Genomic DNA, 23,346 nt, shown 5'->3' on the forward strand with positions numbered 1-23,346 from the left:
AAAATCTAAAGTCTAACGTCTCAGATGGGCGCTGCCGCAGGTGCGAGGGAAGTTGGAATGTAAGAGTTTAGACGTTAGATCTTAGACTGTGCCGTGTCTAAAATCTAAAGTCCAAGTTGAGATTCTACTGCCCATCCCAAAAGAACTGGCCACAATCAACCCGCAGTACCTGAATGGTAACCGAAGCACTAACGGGTTCACAAACACTGGGAACTGGCAACTGCCCCGGGTCGTTAGTGGACAACGTAAAGGTCACCGAGCCCCGCGCCGCATCCCCCCGGCCGGGCCGGTAGGTAACTGCGTCGCCGAAGATGAACGGTGCCGTAAGTACTTGCCCATTCGCATCGAGGAACCGGCCGTCACCGTTGGTCGTCCAGAATCCACCCAGGCTAGCCGGCTGCAGACTCGCACCCTGGCTGAGGTCAATCGGTTGCGTACCACAGATCGTGGAAGGCTCCGCTACGGTAACTGCCAGGTTACAAATTACGCCAGCGTCCAGCGTGAGGTCCGCCTCCCCGGATTGTAGGAAATCGGTCGTGCCGGATTGAGCATTGACCCCATCCTGGCTGACGGCATCGCTGTCCGTAGCGTCATTCCCGAAGTTGGGGTTGGTGTAGGTGTACAGGTCCGCATTATCCGCCGTGCTGAGGTCGAAGGTCACGTAGTAATCACCCGGAGGGAGGCTGGGGAAGGAGTACCGGCCATCCGCGTCCGTCATCACGACGTTCGGGTAGGGGTTGGTGCCATCGGACTGGAATTCAACGGGAGTACCATCTCCGTTAAACAGGGTAACCGTAACACCGGTAAGGCCGGGTTCGGTGCTGCCCTGCTGCCCGTCACCGTCTACGTCAACGAAGACAAAGTCACCCACCTCCACTACGGGAGCGAAGAAGCCGAAGTCAACGGTCATGTTGCCGCTGGCGTCGTCGGGCCCATCGTCCTGGGCGGAGCCGGTACCGGTTTCCGTAGTGGCGGCGGTCGGTTCGCCGTCAACGCTTAGGGTGACGGGGAGGCTCCGGGTTTCGGTCGCCAGCCCGCCGGGTTGGAGGCCATTGTCGTCACCATCCACGTCACCGGCGTCCGGGTCCAATTCTACGAACCCGGAGGTTAGGTTATTGGAAGACACGTTGATGGTATCCAGCGCGCGGCCAGTCGTGAAGTTGTCGACGGGAATGGTCACTACGTAATCACCGGGGAACAGGTTGCCGAAGAAGTAGAAGCCGTCCGCATCGGTCAGGACTGGGGTGGGATCTTGTTCGTCGCCCGTATTCAGCGCGCCGTCGGGGCCAGTATTGAACTGGTTGCCGTTGGCATCAAATAGCTGGACCTCAACGCCGGGGATGCCCGGTTCACCCGCATCCTGAATACCGTTGTTATTCAGGTCTTCAAAAACCGTACTGCCGATAGAAAGAGATGCAACGCCCGTATTGAGCTGGCAACTCCGCGAACACCCATTGGCGTCCGTCACCGTCAGGAAGATGGTTACATCTTCGGTACCAAAGTCTACGGTTAGGGTTTGTTGGTCCGTGGGGCCGTCAATGCTGGCGCCCACGCCGGGAGAAATGCTCCAGGCGTAGTCCAATCCAGCCGGAGCGCTATACTCGACGTCCTGCTGATTCGTACCCACGACTACGGGCCCGGTAACAAGACATCCGGGTAATGGATTGACCATCAGCATCGCCGTGCCTTCCACTGGGCAGCCCAAGCCATTGGTCGTTTCCGTTACGACCACACGGTACTGACGGCCGTCAAAACTCAGGGGCGTGGTACTGATGACTAGCGTAGCGTTCGTCTCGTTGAAAATGTCCTCAAAGGTGCCGGAACCATTATCCTGCCATTGGTAACTAAGGGTGCCGCCCTCGCTCGCCGTGGCCACCGCCGTAAACGTGGTGGTCGACTCCGCACAAACCTCTTGGTCCGCCACCGTCACGACTGGGCTCGTCCGGATGGTGACGATAACTTCGTCCGTCTGCCCACCCACACAGGGGCCGGCACCGTCGGAATCATCCGCGGTGAAGGTGAAGGTCAGCGTACCCATCTCTACTGCCGTCGGTTGGTAGGTGGCCGTCCCATCACTTCCATTAGTGAGAGTTCCCGTTCCGCTGGTGGACCATTCACCAGCCGTAGTGCTCGTCCCATCAAATAGGTTTACGGAACCAGAAAGGGAAACCAGGTCTTCTGGACAGATCGTTTGGTCCATCCCCGCATTCACGGAAACCACACTGTTGTTGATGGTAACCGTCACTTGGTCGGTTTGTCCGCCGGCACAGGGGCCGGCATCATCGGGGTCTGCCGCCGTAAAGGTGAAGTTTACGTCACCCGTTTCTCCGGGTCCCGGCGTATAGGTCGCTACACCATTGGCAGTCGTGGAAAGCATACCCGTAGCGGTTGTGGTCGCGATCGACCAGGTCCCGTTCATTGTCGTAGCACCGGAGGCGAAGTTGACGGTACCGGAGAGGGTAGCCGTTGCGTCGGCACAGATCGTCTGCGCAGTACCCGCTTCTACGTCGGTAATGTCATCGTTGACGGTGACGATTACCTCGTCAGGTTGGTCACCAACGCAGGGGCCGGTGCCGTCGGGATCGTTAGCGGTGAAAGTAAAAGTGAAGTCACCGACCACACCGTTAGCGGGGTCGAAGGTGGCCGTCCCGTCTCCGTTGTCAGTCAGCGTTCCATCCGCTGCAGTGGCGGTAGTTGACCAAGCGCCATCCATCGTGGTTGCACCAGAGGCAAAGTTGACGGTGCCGGATACCGTAGCCGTTCCGTCCGAACAGATGGTTTGGGCTTCGCCCGCTTCCACGTCGGTTATGTCATCATTTACGGTGACGATTACCTCGTCCGTTTGGTCGCCAACACAAGGGCCGGTACCGTCTGGATCGTCAGCCGTGAAGGTGAAGGTGAGATCACCCACTACGCCATCGGCTGGGTCGAAGGTGGCCGTGCCATCTCCGTTGTCCGTCAGGGTACCCTGGGCCGCCGTCGCGGTGGTGGACCAAGCGCCGTCCGTCGTCGTCTCCCCGGAAGCAAAATTCACTGTTCCGGATAAAGTGGCCGTTCCGTCGGAACAAATGGTCTGTGCGTCACCCGCTTCCACGTCGGTGATATCATCGTTGACGGTGATGATTACGTCGTCCGTTTGGTCACCGACACAAGGGCCAGTGCCATCGGGATCATCAGCCGTAAAAGTGAAGGTGAAGTCACCCACTACGCCATCGGCTGGATCAAAAATGGCCGTTCCGTCGCCATTATCGGTAAGTGTTCCCTGAGCTGCTGTTGCGGTAGTGGACCAGATACCTTCCATCGTCGTTGCCCCGGAAGCAAAGTTGACGGTGCCGGATAGATCCGCCGTTCCGTCAGAACAAATTGTCTGTGGGTCGCCCGCTTCCACGTCGGTAATGTCATCATTCACGGTGACGACCACGTCATCCGTTTGGTCTCCGACACAGGGGCCGGTTCCGTCGGGATCATCTGCCGTAAAGGTGAAGGTGAAGTCACCCGCTACGCCATCAGCCGGGTCAAAAGTGGCCGTTCCGTCGCCATTGTCAGTGAGGGTTCCCTGAGCCGCCGTTGCGGTAGTGGACCAGCTTCCTTCCATAGTCGTAGCCCCGGAGGCGAAGTTGACGGTACCGGAGAAGTCCGCCGTTCCGTCGGAACAAATTGTTTGGGCTTCGCCCGCTTCCACGTCGGTGATGTCGTCGTTGACGGTCACTACCACGTCATCCGTTTGGTCGCCTGCGCAGGGGCCGGTACCGTCGGGATCGTCAGCCGTGAAGGTGAAGGTGAGATCACCCACTACGCCATCGGCTGGGTCGAAGGTGGCCGTGCCATCTCCGTTGTCCGTTAGGGTACCCTGGGCCGCCGTCGCGGTGGTGGACCAAGTGCCGTCCATCGTCGTCGCCCCGGAAGCAAAGTTGACCGTTCCGGATAAAGTGGCCGTTCCGTCGGAACAAATGGTCTGGGCCTCACCCGCTTCCACGTCGGTGATATCATCGTTTACGGTGACGATTACGTCGTCCGTTTGATCGCCTACGCAGGGGCCGGTGCCGTCGGGATCGTCAGCCGTGAAGGTGAAGGTGAGGTCACCCACTACTCCATCGGCTGGGTCGAAGGTGGCCGTGCCGTCGCCGTTATCGGTGAGGGTTCCTTGTGCCGGAGTAGTGGTAGTGGACCAAGTACCCTCCATGGTGGTTGCTCCGGAAGCGAAGTTGACGGTACCGGAAAGGTCCGCCGTTCCGTCGGAGCAAATGGTCTGGGCCTCGCCCGCTTCCACGTCGGTGATGTCATCGTTGACGGTGACCACCACCTCATCCGTTTGATCGCCCGCGCAGGGACCGGTGCCGTCGGGATCGTCAGCCGTGAAGGTGAAGGTGAAATCACCCACTACGCCGTCCGCCGGGTCGAAAGTGGCCGTTCCGTCGCCGTTATCGGTGAGCGTACCCTGAGCTGCTGTAGCGGTAGTGGACCAGGCGCCTTCCATCGTCGTCGCGCCGGAGGCAAAATTGACCGTTCCGGATAACGTGGCCGTTCCGTCGGAACAAATGGTTTGGGGTTCGCCAGCCTCTACGTCAGTGATGTCATCGTTGATGGTAATAACCACCCCGTCCGTTTGGTCGCCCGCACAGGGGCCTGCTCCATCCGGATCATCAGCCGTGAAGGTGAAGGAGAGATCACCCACTACGCCGTCAGCTGGATCAAAGGTGGCCGTGCCATCTCCGTTGTCCGTCAGTGTTCCCTGGGCCGCGGTTGCGGTAGTGGACCAGACGCCGTCCATGGTCGTCGCCCCGGAGGCGAAGTTGACGGTGCCGGATAGGTTTGCCATTCCGTCGGAGCAAATAGTTTGAGCCTCGCCCGCTTCGACGTCGGTAATGTCATCGTTGACGGTGACAACCACGTTATCCGTTTGGTCACCCATACAGGGTCCGGTTCCATCGGGATCGTCTGCTGTAAAAGTGAAGGTGAAGTCGCCCACGACGCCGTCGGCTGGGTCGAAGGTAGCCGTGCCGTTGCCGTTGTCGGTCAGTGTTCCCTGAGCCGCCGTAGCGGTAGTCGACCAGCTTCCTTCCATTGTCGTCGCCCCGGAGGCGAAGTTTACGATGCCGGAGAGATCCGCCGTTCCATCGGAACAAATGGTCTGGGCCTCACCCGCTTCCACGTCGGTGATATCATCGTTTACGGTGATGATTACGTCGTCCATTTGATCGCCGACGCAGGGCCCAGCGCCATCGGGGTCGGCAGCTGTAAAAGTGAACGTGAAGTCACCAACGACGCCGTCCGCCGGGTCGAAGGTGGCGGTTCCGTCTCCATTATCGGTCAGTGTGCCCTGGGCCGCCGTGGCGGTGGTGGACCAAGTTCCTTCCATTGTCATCGCCCCGGAAGCGAAGTTGACGGTACCGGAAAGATTCGCCGTTCCATCGGAACAAATCGTTTGCGCTGGCCCAGCCTCAACGTCAGTGATGTCGTCGTTTACGGTAACAACTACCTCGTCCGTCTGGCCACCCGCGCAGGGGCCGGCGGTACCGTCGGGATCCCTTGCCGTAAAGGTGAAGGTGAAGTCTCCCGTGACGCCGGTGGCGGGGTCGAAAGTGGCGGTGCCGTTGCTTCCGTTATTCAGTGTGCCCTGGGCGGCGGTAGCGGTAGTGGACCAAGTTCCGTTAGTCGTCGTTGCTCCGGAGGCGAAGTTGACGGTACCCGATAGCGTAGCCGTTGCGTCGGAGCAAATATTTTGTGGCTCGCCTGCTTCGACGTCGGTGATGTCGTCGTTCACGGTGATGGTCACGTTATCGGTTTGCCCGCCGACGCAAGGGTCAGCGCCATCGGGGTCATTCGCCGTGAAGGTAAAATCAAAGGTTCCGAACGCGCCTTCAGCCGGAGTGAATGTGGCCGTGCCATTACTTCCGTTGGTCAACGTTCCCTGAGCCGCTGTCGCGGTGGTTGACCAGGTTCCGTCGGTCGTCATTGCGCCGGAACCCAGTGTTACGGTTCCGGAAAGGGTTGCCGTTTCGTCCGCGCAGATGGTCTGCGGGTTGCCAGCCTCTACCTCATCCACGTTGTCGTTGACGGTAACGGTCGTTTGAACAGTCTGCCCACCAGAACAAGGACCGTTTCCGTCAGGGTCTCTTGCCGTAAAGGTGAAGGTCACCATGCCTGTTTCTCCTTCGGCAGGGGTGAAGGTAGCCGAACCGTTGACGGTTTGGCTAATGGTGCCAGCGGCGGTAGAGGAGGCAACGGACCAGACACCATCTGCTCCAGAAGCGCCGGAAGCGAAGTTGACCGTAGCCGTTATCGTTGCCGTTCCGGTGCTACAGATTGTTTGGTCATCGCTGGCGTCGATGGAGGTGATGTCGTCATTCACCGTTACCACTACTTCATCGGTTTGGCCACCGACACAGGGGCCGGCCCCATCGGGGTCATCCGCCGTAAAGGTGAAGGTGAAATCGCCCGTAGCTCCGGCAGCCGGAGTGAAGGACGCCGTGTTGTCTCCGTTGTCCGTCAGCGTGCCCTGAGCGGCCGTAGCGTTGGTGGACCAGCTTCCGCCGCTCGAACCACTTCCGGTAAAGGAAACGGTACCACCCAATTGAGCCGTGCCGTCGCTACAGATTGTCTGGGGGGCACCAGCTTCCACTTGTGGAAGGCTGTTGATGGTGATGGTCACCTTATCCTCCACTCCAGGGCATGGCCCGGCGGGGTCGAGGGTACTCAGCGTAAGCGTGACCGACCCTCCGATGACTTCGGATTCAGATGGGGTGTAGACGGCCGTTGGATCCTGAGCGTTCGGGGCGTAAGTGCCACTGCCGCCGGACCAACTTGCGCCCGTGGCGCCACCTCCGAACGAACCAGCTAGTTGCACCTCATCGTTTTCACAGACCGTCTGATCGGGCCCGGCGTCTACCTCCGCGGCTTCATTCACCGTCAGGGTGAGTGCATCACTTGCGGCGGGGCAGGGTCCACTGGGGTCCTCAGTTGTAAAGGTGAGCGTAACGGAACCAGCCGCAACGTCAGCAGTGTTCGGCGTGTAGGTGGTGCTGGTAGCCGCCGCGTCGGCAAAGGTACCGGAGCCGGAGGTCGTCCACTGGCCCGTGGTGGCCCCACCACTTACCGTTGCGGAGATGGAAGCGGTTTGGTCAGCACAGATCGTTTGGTCCGCACCTGCGTCTACTTCCGGTACGTCGTTAATGGTTAGGAGTACGCTGTCTACGTCCGCTTCACAGCCGGAGCTGGCGGGGGGGAAGTTGTTGCGGAGGATCAACCAGACACTTTCATTAGCGATATCCTGGGGCCCGGGGGTATAGGTCACCGAAGTCGCAAAATTGCCGGCCGCGTTAAAGGTGCCGTCCCCACGGGTAGCCCAGACCCCACCGAGAGAAGCTGGCTGGACGCTTGCGTTGAGGGAGGCTAACATCAAGGTTTCCGTTTCACAGATGACCGGGGCCGCAGTACCGGCACCGAGTGCATCAGCGCTGACGTTACACACCACTCCCGCATCTACCGTCAGGACGGTATCCCCACTGGTGAGTGGTCCGGTGGGTGGGGTGACGCCATTGGCGCCGGCATCGCTATCCACCTCCTCTGCACCTGCGTCAGCGGCAACTGGTTCGTATAGATCCGGATTACCGCTGGTAATGGTAGTAAAATCAAAAGTGATCACGTAGTTGCCGGGTGGGAGGCTGTCAAAAACGTACTGACCGTTCATATCGGTGACGAGGCTGGCATCGTACGGATTGCCCAGAATATCCTGGGTGACGGGAGAACCATCCGAGTTGGTGATGGTAACCGTCACGCCAGCGGCAGGAAGGTCCGCGGCTGATTGTACGTCGTTCATGTCTACGTCGATGAAGGCCGCATCGCCAATGGTAACGGGTTGGATGATAATGACCTGGGCGGGGTCGGCATCATCTTCATCTTCATTGGCGGCCAAGCCAAGACCCGCTACGTTGTTATCATCCGGTGTGTTAACCTCACCGCCGGGGTCATTATCCGGGTTGTTATCCTGCTGGGAATCCGCATCGCGTGTTCGGAAGCCGGGGGCAAGGGTGGGCGCACCGGGAAGATTTGGGTTGGGCTGCGGATTTATCGAAAATCGCGTTATTTCCGCCCGATTGATAAAGTCAGCGGGGTCGAGTGAGGTGTTGACGACGTCCGCATAAATGCAAACCCGCACGGAATCACCAAGGCTGATATCGGGAGCAGGCACACCGGTTAGGGTTGCCTGCCGCGTACCAGGGTCGTAAGACCAACCCAGAGGATCATTTAATGCCGCGTTGTATTCCAGACCGATGGGTAGGTAATCCACTACGTCGAAAGCATCAACGGGGACGTTACCCTGAGAGATCAGCGCGATCTGGAACTTGGCGGTTTCCTGAAAGTTGAACTGCGTCATGGAGGCCGCCTGGGTCTCATCCTGGTACTTGCGTAGGGCTACATCGATGACGTTTACGTCTGCCACATCCTGATCATCATCGTCAGTAAGCGGATCATTGCTACCAGACGTACCGGTACCATCTCCGTCGACGACGTTATCCGTAGCATCATTCACGATGCCGCCGCCATCTTCCTGGTTGTCTCCTTCGTCGAAGTCCGAATCCAAGTCGCGTTCGAGGCGGTTACCTTCCTGGTCCGTAAGCAAGGAAATCTCGGCAACGTTAGTGAAGGGATCTCCAGCGAGGCTGGCGCCACAACCCGGGCGCGAATTGATGGGGTTGATCAGGGTAAGAAATAAGCTAACCCGGGTCGACTGACCGGGGCGGAGGAGGCCGCTCGTTACGGTGCGTACGCCCGTCTCGTCGGAACCCATCCAGTCCGCATTTTGGGGAAGCAAATTGCCATTTGCCAGCTCGGCGGTGTAGGCGCAGGGGATATTGTCAAAAATCTCAACGGTCGTGACGGGGGCAGTACCCTGGTTGCTTACCGTGATGAAGAATTCGATCGTTTCACCGAAGGAGGCTAGGCCGTCGGTCCCCAAACTGGAAACCTCAACGTTCTTAGTCAGGGCTACGTCGATGATGGGGAGCCTTTCTACGTCGGAGTCGTCTTCGTCCGTGTTGGGATTGAGACCTTCCGGGTCTCCGGACCCATCTCCGTCAATGGATCCATCCGTACCCGTTCCCGGGCGGCCACCGCCATCATTGGTGGGGTCCTGATCGGGAGTAGAATCGATGTCCTGGTTGCCGACTTCCATATCGCGCAGATCTGTGGCACCACTGACTTCCGCGGTGTTCACGTAGCGCAGGCCATCCGTAAGTGCGGCCCGGCCGACGGTGAAGTTGATGGGAATCAACAGCGTATCCCCCGGTGCCAGGCCGAGCGTGCCGGGAACGGTAACCGTGATTTCGGAGGCTCCTCCGCTGGGGGTGGACCAAGTCGCCGTCCCTGCCGCTGCCGCCGGTGTATTTACGCCACTTCGGGTGATGGGCACGTTCTGATTGGCCGTCTGGTCGAAGACCAAACCGGAACCCGCATTGTCGGAGACGGTGACAGTCCGTAGGGGTTTGGTTCCCTGGTTGATCACCCGAATGTCGTACTGGATCGGGTCTCCTACGAAAACCTGGCCGTTGGGCGTAAAGTCCTTCCGCAACGCCAAGTCGACATCCTGAGGAATGAAGCCGGCATCGAAGGTGAAGTTGGTTTGCTCCTGCCCGAGGGTAGTTTCGATGAAAGGGTAGCCATCCCAAGGTTGGCCGGCGGCCGATGTAAGGCCTGCGTCCGAATCACTACCGTCGCTGGTGCCCTCGTTCTGCAGGGTGAGGGTGTAGCTTTCCGTGCCGATTGATAGTATTTCGGTGACGGGGTCGAAGGGGCTAGCCGCAGGAGCGTTCGCGTCGTATCCGAATACGATGACGACTTCCTCACCCGCAGCGAGAGAATCCTGGGGGTCGACCCAGGTGCCGGAATCGTAGAAATCCGAAGAGAAATAGTATTGCCCGGAAGCGTTCGTTACCGTTGTAGCCCGCAGGGTGCCATCCGGTGCAAAAAGCGCTACGGGAACGCCCGCGAGGGGTTCGTCACAACCATCCTGAATGCCGTCTTCATCGCGGTCGGCAAAGACAAAGTTGCCGATCTGAATGCGGCTCAGGCGGCAGATGGGCTCGATGTCGCCGAAACCGGCACCCTTGCCGAAGTTGCCCGGCACGGTGGGGCCAACGCCACCGTACAGTTTGTAGGCTTTAACCCAACTACCGTTGTTGTTATTGAAGAAGTTAACCCCGCCGGTTCCGTATTCACGGGCGGCATTCCGCACGGGGTCCCAAGCGTTGACGGCCAGAAGTTGACCGGGAACCTGGGCAAAGGCTCCAAGCGCCGTTTCGTAGTGGTCCGCTGTCAATCGGTAGTCATCCTGCCAGTAGAATTCGTCGCCTCCAGGTCCGGCAAGGATATCCGGGGAGGTGAAGTTTTTGTTGATGGGGCTGGCCGGAAGCATGCCGGTGATGACGCCATTGGTCATGCCATCATCCTCAATCGTCCAGGTATCGTTGGCGTTGAAGCCAGCCCGGAGAACGTCTCCACAGGGTAGGATGAAGTCGTTGCCAGCGGAGAATTTCTTAGGGCTGGTACTGGGGATCTGGCTGAGCTGATTAGCAAAGCGGTCCATCAAACCAACGACCATATCCCCCCGATCAAATTCAATGTCGGAAAGGATGGGTTGGGGGTGGACGACGAAGTAGGTGTTGCCACAACAGCGAATATTCTGGGCCCGCGCCGCGGCGGCATCCCGCGTGTCCACCCAGGGTAACCACTCTGCTTCCAGTCTACGCGCAAAGTTGGTTTGCCGGGGGTAGTCGAGGGGGAAGTCCAGTACGGGCGTAGGGTCGAACGTATTGGTGGCAGGGTCAAAACGGAAGACGAAGGCCCACAGGTCGTCAATGTCGTTGCTGATGCTGGCGTCACAAACTGCGCCTACGTAAATATCCGGGAATCCACTCCGGCGGCCGATGGCCCAGGGGCGCACGACACCCTTGCCAGCGCAGGAAGGGGGCTCCGGAATGGCCACTTCCAGAGAACTTCCGCAGACGGCCGTGCCCTCATCGAGTGGCAGCACGATGAGCGTACGGTTGAAGAGGTTCGTAGCGTACAGGACGGACCCATCTCCACTGAGGTCGATATCCCCAATGCCCACTTTACCAACGTCTTCAAAGATCTGGTCGTCCACCCCATCGTTGAGGGCGGGGGTGCCGAAGTCCGTTCGGTAGGTACCCACGTTGATGCCACAGTCCGTATCCAGGTTTACAAGGCTAGTGGCGGAGTTGACGGAGGCTTCCGTATCATCGTTCGTGGAATTATCGGCCACGTAGATATCCGCGATGCTGCCACCGGCGGGGAAGGAAGTTTCCGCCTTTACGGTGGTAGACATGTAGAGCAGCTGGCGCCGCCGATCGAAAGCAATACCGTTGATGGGGCCGACTTCGCCAACGCCCAAGTTGACGGGGTGGGGGCGGGGCTCCAGGTAATCCAGTGGGTTACTCGAGTTGGCGCCACCGCTTCCCTGGAACGAGATAACGACGTCGGCATTCGGGTTCTGGGCCGGGTTAAGCCGGGTAAAACAGGCCGTGACGTACTGGAGATCCTCCAGCTTACAGTAGTCCGGGTTGATGGTGCCGATGTTAACGTTACAGGAGCCGGCATCTGCGAAGATGACATCAGTGGTTGTAAGCGGATTATCCGCATCCGCGTAGGTATTGACGGTGGAGGTGTTGGGATCGGGGACGAATTCCACGCGGTAGTTCTGGGACGGATCCAAGCCGTCGATCGCATACGTCCCGTCGAAACCGGTCACGTCGGTACCCACCAGGTTGCCGTCGCAGTCGTAGATGTTGACCGTCGCGCCAGGGAGGGCACCTTCGCCTACGTCGCGGATACCATTGAGGTTATAATCGGGGTAGGCGAGGCCGGTGATGGCATCCGGCTGGGCAATACAGGCCAAGTCACAACTCTGCAGATTAAGGATTTCCGCGTCGGTACAGATGTCGTCGGTAGTAAAACGGGCGATGAGACCCTCCTGAATGAAACTGCCCGTAATGTTGAAGGTGACGGTTGTGGTGCCGGTCGTACTCGTAAGAGGATCACTGAAGAATTCTTCCCCGTCGACGATAACGACGATGGTACCGGGGGTGGCCGGCGAGTTGTAGAGGTAGGTGTAATCGATGTTGACCTCCAAGTCAAATTCGTTCCCGTTTTGGCAGCCGCTGATGATACTCATGATGTCCACCTCACAGGTGGGGCGGGCGAGGCTGAAGCAATCGTCGTGGTCCAGGTCGACCCCTTCAAAAAGGAGGTTGCCATCGGTATCGAAAGTGGCGTTGTCGATGGTTTCGGCGTTGGAGAAGTCGCCGTCACCATCCCGATCAATCAGTAGGGCGAAGGTGCCGGCGGGCCCGTCAGGGAGTACACCAGCGACGCGGGAGAAACGGAGGTCGAGATCCTGGTAAGCATCTCCCGGAGTGCCACCAACGAATTCGGACACTTTGTAGACGCGGGCGTTCCGGTTGCGCCAATCCGCGTTACCGCCGCGGCCGCCGAAGCCGGGGCGCTCTCCGTTGCTACCGACGACGAGGTAACTCATGTCGGCCGCCGCCTGGTTGGGGTTGTCGGCGTTGCTGCCCGCAATCTCCCCATTACCGATGGTAAGTTCGGCGTTACCTAGAGCAGAGCGGGACTGGCGCTGCTCGAAGTTGCCACAATCGTTCCGGCCCAGACCAAAGACGGCATTAGAGAAAGGACCCCGGTTACCATCGCGGTCCCAGACGACATTCCCTTCCCCGTCGAGGTAATTGTGGTCCAGGTTAATACCGTATTTAATGGCCAGGTAGGAGTTGACGATCTCCCGCTCCGTCTGGCTGAGCACGCCAGGGAAGGCGATCACTTCACCTACTTCTACCGGAGCGACCTGGTCGGAAGCCGTCCGGTTGAAAAGGGCCTGGCCCAGGGAATAAGGGTTGTTCGGCCCGGTGACCGGATTGCGGTAGTTATTGATTTGGGTTACGCTCGTAGAGACCCCCCGGCCGTAGGTATTGAAATTGCCGCTGCCGCCGGGCTGAGCGTAGTCCAGACCGATAATGTTGGAGGTGCGGTTCTCGGTATTGAGCAGGGCGCTTTCCCCACCGTTGAAGATGCCGTAGGTGAAGTTGTTGACGAAGGATTCACAGCCATCCTTCGGGACGAAGTTTTCCACCTCGAAGAGGTTCTCGTTATCGAAGAAGTTGAAGACGTCGTCGCCACAGTTGCCGCCTTCCTCATCCGTGATGCGAGGGACGATGAAGAAGGTGAAGTCCGTCATATTGCCGGAGGCATCCGTGAAGCCGAGTGGGTCATCGCCGAAGAGGCGGCCGTCCGGGTCCAGCGTGGGATCAAAAGCGACGGAGGGGTTGAAGTTCATGCCGTCACCCGTCGTTACGAAGGCGACGTCCGAACCATCGGAGATAGCGTCATTACTGGAGGGGGACTGGTCCATCCAACGCTGCACCTGCGGCAAGGCCCCTCCTGCATTGACACCGACATCGGCGCGCAACCAAAGAGCTGGCGAGGTGCTAATGCTGCCCGGATTGATGAGATCCCCACCAATGGTGAAGTCGAGGTCCTCCACGGTGCAAACGCCGGAGGAATTAGTGACCTCCGCGGAGTAGTTGCCCGCCTGAAGGCCGGGTAGGACGAAACGGGGAGGGTTGCCAGTTGCCGTTGCGGTGGTCACCTCTCCCGTGCTGTTGTTGGTGAGAACAAGCGAGTAAGTTTCGCCGGGCCGACTATTATCGACGCGCAGGGTAGCCGCGCCATCCTGCGCCAAACACTCCGTTTCGCCGGCGGAAGATTCGAGGACGGCCTGGGGGCCAGGGAAGCAAGGATCATCAGCGTCATTTGTGCCATCGCCGTCAGTATCCGTACAAACGTCGATGGATGCGGCGATGGTGACGCCGGGCCGCCGGCCGGGGCCATTCTGGTTGGACTGGCGCACGACGACGTCGATCCCATCGCTACAATCGGCGGCAGTGAGTGGAGCGGGATTCAGAATCCAGTCATTGTTGCCCGTACCACTGGTGCGCATATCGTCGAGGGCATTTTCGCGGCCGCCGCCCCGGGTGTCCACGAGTAACTCAATTGTGCCATCCTGACGGACGTTGAGCACCGGGTTGCCCTCGTTAGTCCAGGGCGTCCAGGTGCCGCCGTTGGAGTTGGTATTGAATTTACCCGTGCCCCGGAAGGCAGGTTGGGACCCCCAGTGAAAGAAGTTGAATTGCAGGATGACTGTTCCATCGACCTCTACCTGCAGACCATCATCAAACCTGCCGTTGGAGCTAATGGTGAAGTCACAATCTCCAGACGAAACGTCGTTGCCCTGCTGATCGAAGGTAATGGTGGTGGAAACGGGGTTGTTGAAAGTCCCTCCTACGGAAGGGCCTTCCCCCACGGTCCGTGTCAGGTTTAAACCAGCATTTACGTTGGTGGCCGTAGCTCCCGCGAAGTTGCCGTCCATGGAGAGCGTGGAGGTCGTCCCCGCACACTCGGCCGCATCGCTGATACCATCCATGTCGCTATCCTGAGCTACAATAGTAGCCGTAGAAACGATGGTGAAAAGAAAAAGAAATAGGCCTCGTGAAAAAGTGTCAAGTACCTTCATGCCAGTGAGATTACGCAAACGCCGGGGATCGTCGGGAGGCTTAAAGATACCAAAACGGCATCCTTATATGTCACCAAGGCAAATGCGGTTCTCCGGCGGCTCACCACTCCATGCGATCGCCCACTTCCAACCCCTTGCGTTTGGCGTAGCCGCCGTTCACTTCCAGGACATAAAGGGCGGGCTCGATGCTCGGGACGGGGTCCAAACTCTTCGGGGTGGTGTTCTCCGCGATACTGACGATACGTTTTTGGTCGTCGAGGTAAATGATGTCCAGCGGGATGTAAGTATTTAACATCCAGAACGACTGGGGTTGCAGGCTATCCATCAGAAAGAGCATCCCCTGGTCTTCCTCCATGCTGGTGCGCCACATCAGGCCGCGCTGTTGTTGCTCGGGGGTGCTGGCGATCTCGATGTCGACGGTGGCTACTTCGGTGCCGTCGGCCTTAAGGATAGTGAGGTCTCCCATATCAATGAATTTAGGTTCAGAAGCCCCGCCCCGGTTACCCGTAGGAATGGCCTGGAGGATGAACGCCAGTAAGGCCAGGCCGAGGAGACCGACGATGAAGATCTTGCTCCAGTTGGTCTTTGACTTACGGGCGGGCTTCTTTTTCGGGGTGTAGTGATTGGTGGCCAAGGCGCAGCAGATTTTAGGCAAATATAGGGCCGGCCACAACCCCGGCGGCACTGGGGCGTTCCCTTGCAAACCAGCAAGCCCCCTATGGTCCAGGAAGGCCAACCCATTTCTTTACCCGCGGATTCCGCCGGCGCCGCCACCCGGAGGGCCGAAGCCCTCATCCCTACGCCCTACGGGGAGTTCCGAATGATCGCTTATTCGGCGGACCCGGGAGATTACGCCCCGCACCTGGCCCTCGTCCACCCGGAAATGAACCCGGATAGTGAGGTGATCGTCCGCGTCCATTCGGAGTGTATCACCGGGGACCTCTTCGCCAGCAAACGCTGTGACTGTGGCGAGCAACTGAGCCGGGCATTACGCATCGCCGCCGCCGGGAAAGGAGCCGTCGTTTACCTCCGCCAGGAAGGCCGGGGGATTGGTATCATCAACAAGTTGAAGGCCTACCAATTGCAGGACACTGGCCTCGACACAATCGACGCCAATATCCACCTCGGTTTTGAGATCGACGCGCGCCACTATGAGGTGGCCCAGGGTATTTTGCAGGATCTCGGTATCCGCCGCATTCAATTACTGACGAACAACCCCGAAAAGATGGAAGCCATGGCCGGTGGGCCGGTGGAAGTGGTGCGCCGCTTACCCATCATTGTGGATCCTAGCGCTGAGAATACCGGGTATCTGCGGACTAAGGAGTTGTTGATGGGGCACTTTTTGACGCGGTAGGTCTAGCTCGTCCGACGAATTAATTTGCCAAGCGTAGCTCCGCAAATTTTCGTCTGACGAGTTGATGGTTGGAGAAACATGCTTCGATTTAGTTGCAGTTGATCTACTCAACTCACTAGTCCGAGTGTTAGTCGCACCTCATTTTACTCGTCGGACGAACCGCTGCGCGGGATTCGTCTGACGAGGCTACCTTTCATTTTACTCGTTGGACTAACTGCTACGCGGGATTTCATTTTACTCGTCGGACGAACCGCTACGCGGGATTCGTCCGACGAGGCTGACTTGTTATTTCCATTTGATGCCACAACCCGCGCTCGGGTATTGTTTTTCGGGTGCCGGTTTGCCGGCGAGCAGATCGTCGAGGGCGGCGCGTAATTCGGCGCCATCGGGTTCGGTGCCGGAATTGGGGCGGTTACCGTCGAGGCGGCCGCGGTAGTAGAGTTTTTGGTCGCCGTCGAAGAGGTAGATATCCGGGGTGCAGGCGGCGTCGTAGGCGCGGGCGACGGACTGGTCCTCATCGTAGAGATAGGGGAAGGTGAAGTTGAACCGTTCCGCAAATGCCGTCATGTTTTCCGGGCTGTCCAGCGGGTATTTCTCCACGTTGTTGGAGCTGATGGCGAAGGTGGCCACGTCCTTTCCCAGGTAGTCGTTGGCGATTCGGACCAATTCGTCCACCGTATGAATCACGTAGGGGCAGTGGTTGCAAATGAAGTAGATCAAGGTTCCTTTGTCACCCACCAAATCACTCAGCGTCCGCGGTGCGTGGGAGACGGTATCGTGAATGGTAAAGTCCGGCGCTTCGGTGCCGATGGGGAGCATGGTGGATTCGGTAAGGGCCATGGGTAGGTTCTTTGTTGGGTTGTGACGGGAGAACGCCTTGGAGAAAACATGGTTTTACTTGAAGTCGGGCAAAGTCTATAGTCTATAGTCTATAGTCCGCGGTACCTGATTCTGGTGGGACGGGAAAATTCCCTGATGGAGACTTGGTTTGGCTCGAAGTTGAGCAAAGTCTATAGTCTGTAGTCTATAGTCCGTAGCTTGGGACCGAGAGACTCCATACTATAGACTAAAGACTACAGACTAAATATGACCTTCTTCTGCATCTCCTGCTACTACAAGGGTTCCGCCTTCCTCCGCTCCTGCAAAGAAGCCGGCAATACCGTCTACCTGCTGACCATGAAAAAGCTGGAACACGCCGGCTGGCCGAAGGACCACATCGACGAGATGTTCTTCATGGATACGGACTCTAACGACCCGACGGCGCTGGGAAACCTGGCCAAAGGCTTCGCCTGGTTTATGCAGGACCGGCAGATCGACCGCATCGTCGCCCTCGATGATTTTGACGTGGAAAAGGCTGCCTACTTACGGGAGGAATTCCGCATCCCCGGCATGGGGCAAACGACGGCCCGCTTCTTCCGGGATAAACTGGCGATGCGCGTCCGGGCACAGTCCGAAGGCGTCCCCGTCCCCGCTTTCACGGACTTATTCAACAACCAGAAACTGGCCGATTTTGCTAACCGGATCGAGTACCCCTGCCTGATCAAGCCCCGCGGGGAAGCCAGCGCGACGGGTATCCAAAAAATCCATTCGGCGGAGGAACTGTGGCAGGCCGTCCACGCCCTCGGCGATAAGCGGCATACCTATCTGGTGGAGCAATTCCGGCCGGGCGACGTCTACCACGTCGACAGCATCAGTAACGATGGGGAATTGGTCTTCTGCCAGGTCAGCCGCTACCTCGATACACCCTTCGACGTGGCCCACGGCGGGGGGATCTTCCGTTCCGTAGCCGTCCCCTACGATCACGTCGACGCCACGATGCTACGGGCGATGACGGCGGACGTGATGCACGCCTTCAACATGAAGTTCAGCGCATCCCACACGGAGTGGATCCGCCTGCCCGACGGCAAATTCGTCTTCCTCGAAACGGCCAGCCGCGTCGGGGGTGCCCACGTCGCCGAAATGGTGGAAGCCGCCACCGGCATCAGCCTCTGGAGTGAATGGGCGAAGTTGGAAACCGCCATGGCCCACGGGCAAACCTACACCCCACCGCAGCGTCGCTTCGACCAGGCCGGCATCATCGTCAGCCTCTCTCGCTTCGAACGGCCGGATATGTCCCCCTTCAACGACCCGGAGATCGTCTGGAAAATGGATAAAGCCCAGCACGTTGGGGTGATCGTCCAGTCGGAAAGCGAAGGGCGAGTGCTGGAACTACTCGATAAGTACGCGGGGATCATTGGGCGGGATTACCATGCTTCGGCGCCGGCGCCACCTAAATCGACTCATTAGTTTGGATTGGAGACCCGACCTCCGGTCGGGTTTTTTGGTCAAGTAACCTTTGAGCTGGTGGGTAGTGTGAACCGATCTTACCCTACCCCGACCGGAGGTCGGGGCTATCCCCAACCTCCTACCAATGCTTAGCAATGTAAGGATAAGTAGCCTGATACTCCCCCTTCACCATTTCCGTAATCCGCTGCCGTAACGCATCAACGTTTTCGCGCGTGTGGGCGGAGACGAGCATGGCTTCGTTGCCAAATTCCGCTTCGAGGCCTTTGCGGAGGTCGTTTTCCACTTCTTCTTTGCCCTCGTCGTCGAGGTACATGTCGAAATTGCGTTCGCGGAAGAGATCAATTTTATTGAAGACGAGCAGGGTTGGTTTTTCCTTTACGCCGAGTTCATCCAGCAGGGTTTGGACGGTGCGGATCTGGTCGCCGTGGGCCGGGTGGGCGACGTCCACTACGTGGAGGAGGATGTCGGATTCCCGTACCTCATCCAGCGTAGATTTGAAGCTTTCCACCAGGTTGTGGGGGAGTTTGCGGATGAAACCGACCGTATCCGTCAGCAGGAAGGGTACGCCTTCGTAGGCGACCTTTCTCACCGTCGTATCGAGGGTGGCAAAGAGTTTGTCTTCGGCGAAAACGTCGCTTTTCGTTAGCAAATTCATCAGGGTGGACTTCCCGACGTTGGTGTACCCCACCAGGGCTACGCGGACCATTGCGTCGCGGCCCTTACGGCGGGTTTCGGCCTGGCGGTCGATCTTTTCGAGGTCCTTTTTTAGTTTGGAGATCTTGTCGCGGATGATCCGGCGGTCGGTTTCGATCTCGGTTTCGCCCGGTCCGCGCATGCCGATACCACCGCGCTGGCGCTCAAGGTGCGTCCAGAGGCCCCGGAGGCGGGGGAGCATGTACTGCATTTGGGCGAGTTCCACCTGGGTTTTGGCCTGGGCGGTTTGGGCGCGGCTGGCGAATATGTCCAGGATCAGGCTGGACCGGTCGATGATCTTCACCTTCAGCCGTTCTTCCAGCACCCCGGTTTGTTTGCCGCTCAGGTCGTCGTCAAAGATCACCATCGTGATCTCTTCGTGCTTATCGATGTACTCCTTGATCTCCTCGACCTTACCCTTGCCGATGAAGGTTTTGTTATCGGGCGAGTCCAGTTTTTGGGTGTAGCGGGCCTTGGTGACGGCGCCGGCGGTCAGGGCCAGGAACTCCAATTCATCGAGGTATTCCTGTACCTGTTCTTCCGTCTGCCGCCGCGTAATGAGGCCGACGATGACGGCGTACTCCGTCTTTTTCTTGAGGCCGGTCTTCTTTTGGCCGACGTTCCATTCTTGTGCCATATAAGGGTGTAAACGGGTGGGGGGAAGGGATGTTTCTTTCTTCAGATTTTAGAGGTTAGACGTTAGATTTTAGAGTCGTGAAGGTCTAAAATCTAAAGTCCAAAATCTAAAATCTTGAAGCGGGCGCTGCCGCAGGTGCCAGGTAATGGGGGAGAAGGGACCAGAAGTTGCGGCGGTACTTGCCCTGACAACTATATTGCAGCCCGATCATTAATGGGCTACCTGGGGCGGGGACGTTTGGCGTCCCCCAGCTTTGCTCCTTCATCCTTACGTCGCACCTGCGGCAGCGACACGAAGTTAGTCCCGCACTCAGTCGGGGCGCCCTTATTTATACCGCTGACTAACCACACCAAATTAAAGTCGATACCATGCATTTGAAAGAAAACCTACCCGTTGCGGCCCTCGTCGAGGCCACCATCCGCAACGGACAGGGCCAGCTCTCCGACACCGGGGCGCTCGTCGTCAACACCGGAAAATATACCGGCCGCTCACCCAAGGACCGCTACATCGTTGAGGACGACATTACCCGCGATACCGTGGATTGGGGGAACATCAACATCCCCATCTCCGCGGCTGCGTTTGATGACCTGGAACAAAATATGCTGGAATACATGGACTTCCTGCCGGAGGTTTACGTGCGCGACGCCTACGCCTGCGCCAGCCGGAAATACCGGATCAACATCCGGGTGTACACCGAATACCCCTGGCAAAATATGTTCGCCTACAACATGTTCCTGCGGCCCGACGGCGAAGCCATCAACAACCTGGCAAGTGATGAGTGGACCATCTACGCCTTCCCCGGCATCAAGGCGGACCCCGCCAAACACGGAACGCGGCAGGACAATTTTAGCATGATCAACTTCACCAAGAAGACGATCATCATTGGTGGGACGGCCTACACCGGCGAGATCAAAAAGGGCATCTTCAGCGTCCTCAACTACGTGCTCCCCACCCAGCGCGACGTGCTGAGCATGCACTGCTCTGCCAACGTGGGTACGAAGGGCGACACGGCCCTCTTCTTCGGCCTCTCCGGAACGGGGAAAACCACCCTCAGCAACGACCCCGACCGCCGGCTGATCGGTGACGACGAGCATGGCTGGAGCGCCGCCAACATCTTCAACCTCGAAGGCGGCTGTTACGCCAAGGTGATCGACCTGAGCGAAAGCAAGGAACCGCAGATCTACCAGGCCATCAAATTCGGGGCGCTGCTGGAAAACATTAAGTACCAATCCGACGGCTACACCCCGGATTATGAGGACGCCAGCATCACCCAGAACACCCGCGTGAGTTATCCGATCTACCACATCGATAACATCATGTACAATAGCCGGGGGGATCTGCCGAAGAACATCTTCTTCCTGACGTGCGATGCCTTCGGCGTCCTGCCCCCCATCTCCAAACTGACGACGGAGCAGGCGATGTACCACTTCATCAGCGGCTACACGGCCAAGATCGCTGGCACCGAAGCCGGCATCACCGAGCCGCAGGTGACGTTCAGTGCCTGTTTTGGGGCGCCCTTCATCCCATTGCACCCCGCCCACTACGCGAAGATGCTGGGTGATAAGATGGCCGAAAGCGCGAATGGCGAAAACGGGGAGATCAACGTCTGGCTCGTCAACACCGGCTGGACGGGCGGCGAATACGGCACCGGCTCCCGCATCGAACTGAGCTTCACCCGTTCCATGATCAAGGCCGCCCTGACGGGAGAATTAAATAAAGTGGAATACTTCGAAGACCCCTTCTTCGGCCTCCGCATCCCCCGCTCCTGCCCGGACGTGCCGAACGCCATCCTGAACCCCCGGGATACCTGGCGCAACGAAGCCGAGTACGATGCGAGAGCAAAGGATTTGGCGGAGCGGTTCCGGAAAAATTTTGAACCCTTTGCGGCGGAGGCTGGAGCGGGAGTGGTGGGGGCGGGGCCTCGGTAGGTCACGTACCCGCAGCTTTATTTCGCAGGAATAGGGGAGGTTGGGGAGGCCTCCGGCGGTTGCTTGCGTGGCATTTGTTCGCAGGAGAAATAGAACATAAGAGAACCAGAGGCCTCCGGCGGTTTGGGACCTCCGGTCCCGATTCCAAACCGTAATTAGACGCCATTATAAATGGAGACACTGAGGAGGCTTTTAACTGCCCGTCCCGCAGGGCCGGCTTGCGTAGCGATGGCACACCGTCAGGTGGCTCATTCTACTTTCGCAGGAGTGGGGGAGGTTGGGGAGGCCTCCGGCGGTTGCTGACGTTGCATTTGTTCGCAGGAGAAATAGAGCATAAGAGAACTAGAGGTCTACGCCGGTTTGTGACCTCCGGTCCCGATCCTAAACCGTAAGTGAGCGCTAGAACCAAGGTAGATTTCTCAATTCCCACGTTCTAAAATCGAAAATCTAACGTCTAAAATCTAGTTCCAAAGCCGACTCCCCACCCGATAAACCACCAGCCGCTGCCCCGGAAAACTCCCCGTCCACTCGCGCAACTGAGCACTGCGAACGTTTACGGAATCCGGTGATGCAACCTCATAACGGAGGAGGTCTCCCGGGTAAAGGAGTTGCCCGTTGAGGTAGGTCGTCGTATCCGCCCGGTAGCGGTTGGGGGAGAGTGCCGTGAAACGCGTCGAATCGCCTAATCCTTCCAGGTCCGGTTCGTTGATGAGCAGCGTCAGTTCCCCCCGGCGGTAGACGGCAGCCCAGTCGTAGACGGCTACGGCCAGATCCAGCGGAAGGGGGTAGGGGGGCTGGCCGGCGAGGTAGCCCTTCACCAGAACGGGATCGTAAATGGAATTGTCCATCTCCCAGTTGTCCAAGTCGCCTACGTTGTAGGCCATGAGCGTCCCTCTGTCTACGGGAGGGATGCCCTGTCGGTCGCGGTCCCGGTACTGATGTAGGCGGATGGTGCACGTCAGCTGGCGTCCGGTCCGGGCCTTTTTTATGGCGTCTAGCAATTCGAAGTAGGGCACCTGCGTCAGCGCCGTCCAGTCGCAATCTATTTGGAGCTCGTCAAAACCGGCGGGGAGCAGGTCTTCGGCGTAGGCCACTAAATCGTTGGCCAGGCCGGGAATTTCTGCCTGGGGCATGCGCCGCATCACCTCATTGGTAATGAAGATGACGGGAATCAGCGCGGGCAATCCGGCAGTATCCACTAACTCGATCTCGGCGGTCGGGGCGGCCGCGTTGCCCTCCCAAACAACGTCGAATGCTTTGACGTAGAGCCGGTCGGTGCCCGCGAGGAGTTGGCGTTGGGTTGCGCTTGGCGCGAGGGTGGTTTCCCAGTGGTAATAGGTGGTTTGTAGTGGAGGGTGAGTCTGGTCTGGTGAACAGCTGCTTAGGGCTATGATGAGGATTAGGAGGGAGAGGGATTTTAAACGTTGGATTTTAGACTTTGGAAGGGGGGCTTGAGGGTTCTGAGCTTGATAATTAATATATCCGGACCGGAGGTCCGGAACCGTTAAAAAGGACATCCATCGCACAAAGTAGAATGGGCCACCTGGCGGTGTGCCATCGCTACGTAGGCCGGCCCTTCGGGACGGGCAGTCTTGCGGCGCCGCAGGCCTCTCCTGCTCCCCAACCTCTCCCGCTCCTGCGAAATTTATCTCGCCAGATGAACCGCCGAAGGCCCGCCGCACACAGTAGAATGGGCCACCTGACGGTGTGCCATCGCTACGTAGGCCGGCCCTTCGGGACGGGCAGTCTTGCAGCGCCGCAGGCCTCTCCATCTCTCCAACCTCTACCTCTCCTGCGTGCACGAAGTACTGCGAAGCAAAATTTATCACGCCAGATGAACCGCCGG

The 23,346-nt window shown here is 58.5% G+C and carries 8 protein-coding genes; 3 read left to right on the top strand and 5 right to left on the bottom strand.

The annotated features are described in order from the left end of the window. Positions 1–124 precede the first annotated feature (124 nt). Entirely contained in the window at positions 125–14,602 is a 14,478-nt protein-coding gene (locus tag A3850_RS07435) for an SdrD B-like domain-containing protein (protein WP_157500975.1), read from the bottom strand. 100 nt (positions 14,603–14,702) lie between these two features. After that, positions 14,703–15,236, bottom strand: a complete 534-nt coding sequence (locus A3850_RS07440) for a DUF192 domain-containing protein (RefSeq protein WP_068215234.1) — start codon at positions 15,234–15,236, stop codon at positions 14,703–14,705. 84 nt (positions 15,237–15,320) lie between these two features. On the opposite strand from A3850_RS07440, the gene ribA reads away from it, so the two are divergent. Continuing rightward, the gene (ribA, locus tag A3850_RS07445) at positions 15,321–15,956 is read left to right on the top strand and encodes a GTP cyclohydrolase II (protein ID WP_068215235.1); all 636 of its coding nucleotides are present in this window, start codon (positions 15,321–15,323) and stop codon (positions 15,954–15,956) included. Between the two features lie 285 nt (positions 15,957–16,241). Here the strand turns inward: ribA and A3850_RS07450 are convergent, their stop codons facing one another. Next, the gene (locus tag A3850_RS07450; protein ID WP_068215236.1) at positions 16,242–16,796 is read right to left on the bottom strand and encodes a thioredoxin family protein; all 555 of its coding nucleotides are present in this window, start codon (positions 16,794–16,796) and stop codon (positions 16,242–16,244) included. A gap of 246 nt (positions 16,797–17,042) precedes the next feature. Between A3850_RS07450 and A3850_RS07455 the strand changes: the two genes are divergently transcribed. Next, the gene (locus A3850_RS07455) at positions 17,043–18,242 is read left to right on the top strand and encodes an acetyl-CoA carboxylase biotin carboxylase subunit family protein (RefSeq protein ID WP_068215237.1); all 1,200 of its coding nucleotides are present in this window, start codon (positions 17,043–17,045) and stop codon (positions 18,240–18,242) included. A 118-nt stretch (positions 18,243–18,360) separates the two neighbouring features. Here the strand turns inward: A3850_RS07455 and hflX are convergent, their stop codons facing one another. Next, on the bottom strand, positions 18,361–19,572 hold the full coding sequence (gene hflX, locus A3850_RS07460; RefSeq protein WP_068215238.1) for a GTPase HflX: 1,212 nt from the start codon (positions 19,570–19,572) through the stop codon (positions 18,361–18,363). A 368-nt stretch (positions 19,573–19,940) separates the two neighbouring features. Between hflX and pckA the strand changes: the two genes are divergently transcribed. Further along, positions 19,941–21,500, top strand: coding sequence for a phosphoenolpyruvate carboxykinase (ATP) (gene pckA / locus A3850_RS07465; RefSeq protein WP_082921677.1), 1,560 nt, complete (start codon positions 19,941–19,943; stop codon positions 21,498–21,500). A gap of 461 nt (positions 21,501–21,961) precedes the next feature. On the opposite strand, the gene A3850_RS07470 is transcribed toward pckA, so the two are convergent. Next, on the bottom strand, positions 21,962–23,017 hold the full coding sequence (locus tag A3850_RS07470; RefSeq protein ID WP_068215240.1) for a hypothetical protein: 1,056 nt from the start codon (positions 23,015–23,017) through the stop codon (positions 21,962–21,964). Positions 23,018–23,346: the final 329 nt, after the last annotated feature.

Origin of the sequence: Lewinella sp. 4G2, from assembly GCF_001625015.1 — a bacterium.
Lineage (GTDB): Bacteria > Bacteroidota > Bacteroidia > Chitinophagales > Saprospiraceae > Neolewinella.

Bases quoted from the DNA above. Each gene is read 5' to 3' on its own strand.
- A3850_RS07435 (WP_157500975.1), bottom strand. From the start codon at position 14,602: ATGAAGGTACTTGACACTTTTTCACGAGGCCTATTTCTTTTTCTTTTC.
- ribA (WP_068215235.1), top strand. From the start codon at position 15,321: ATGGTCCAGGAAGGCCAACCCATTTCTTTACCCGCGGATTCCGCCGGC.
- A3850_RS07450 (WP_068215236.1), bottom strand. From the start codon at position 16,796: ATGGCCCTTACCGAATCCACCATGCTCCCCATCGGCACCGAAGCGCCG.
- A3850_RS07455 (WP_068215237.1), top strand. From the start codon at position 17,043: ATGACCTTCTTCTGCATCTCCTGCTACTACAAGGGTTCCGCCTTCCTC.
- hflX (WP_068215238.1), bottom strand. From the start codon at position 19,572: ATGGCACAAGAATGGAACGTCGGCCAAAAGAAGACCGGCCTCAAGAAA.
- pckA (WP_082921677.1), top strand. From the start codon at position 19,941: ATGCATTTGAAAGAAAACCTACCCGTTGCGGCCCTCGTCGAGGCCACC.
- A3850_RS07470 (WP_068215240.1), bottom strand. From the start codon at position 23,017: ATGTCCTTTTTAACGGTTCCGGACCTCCGGTCCGGATATATTAATTAT.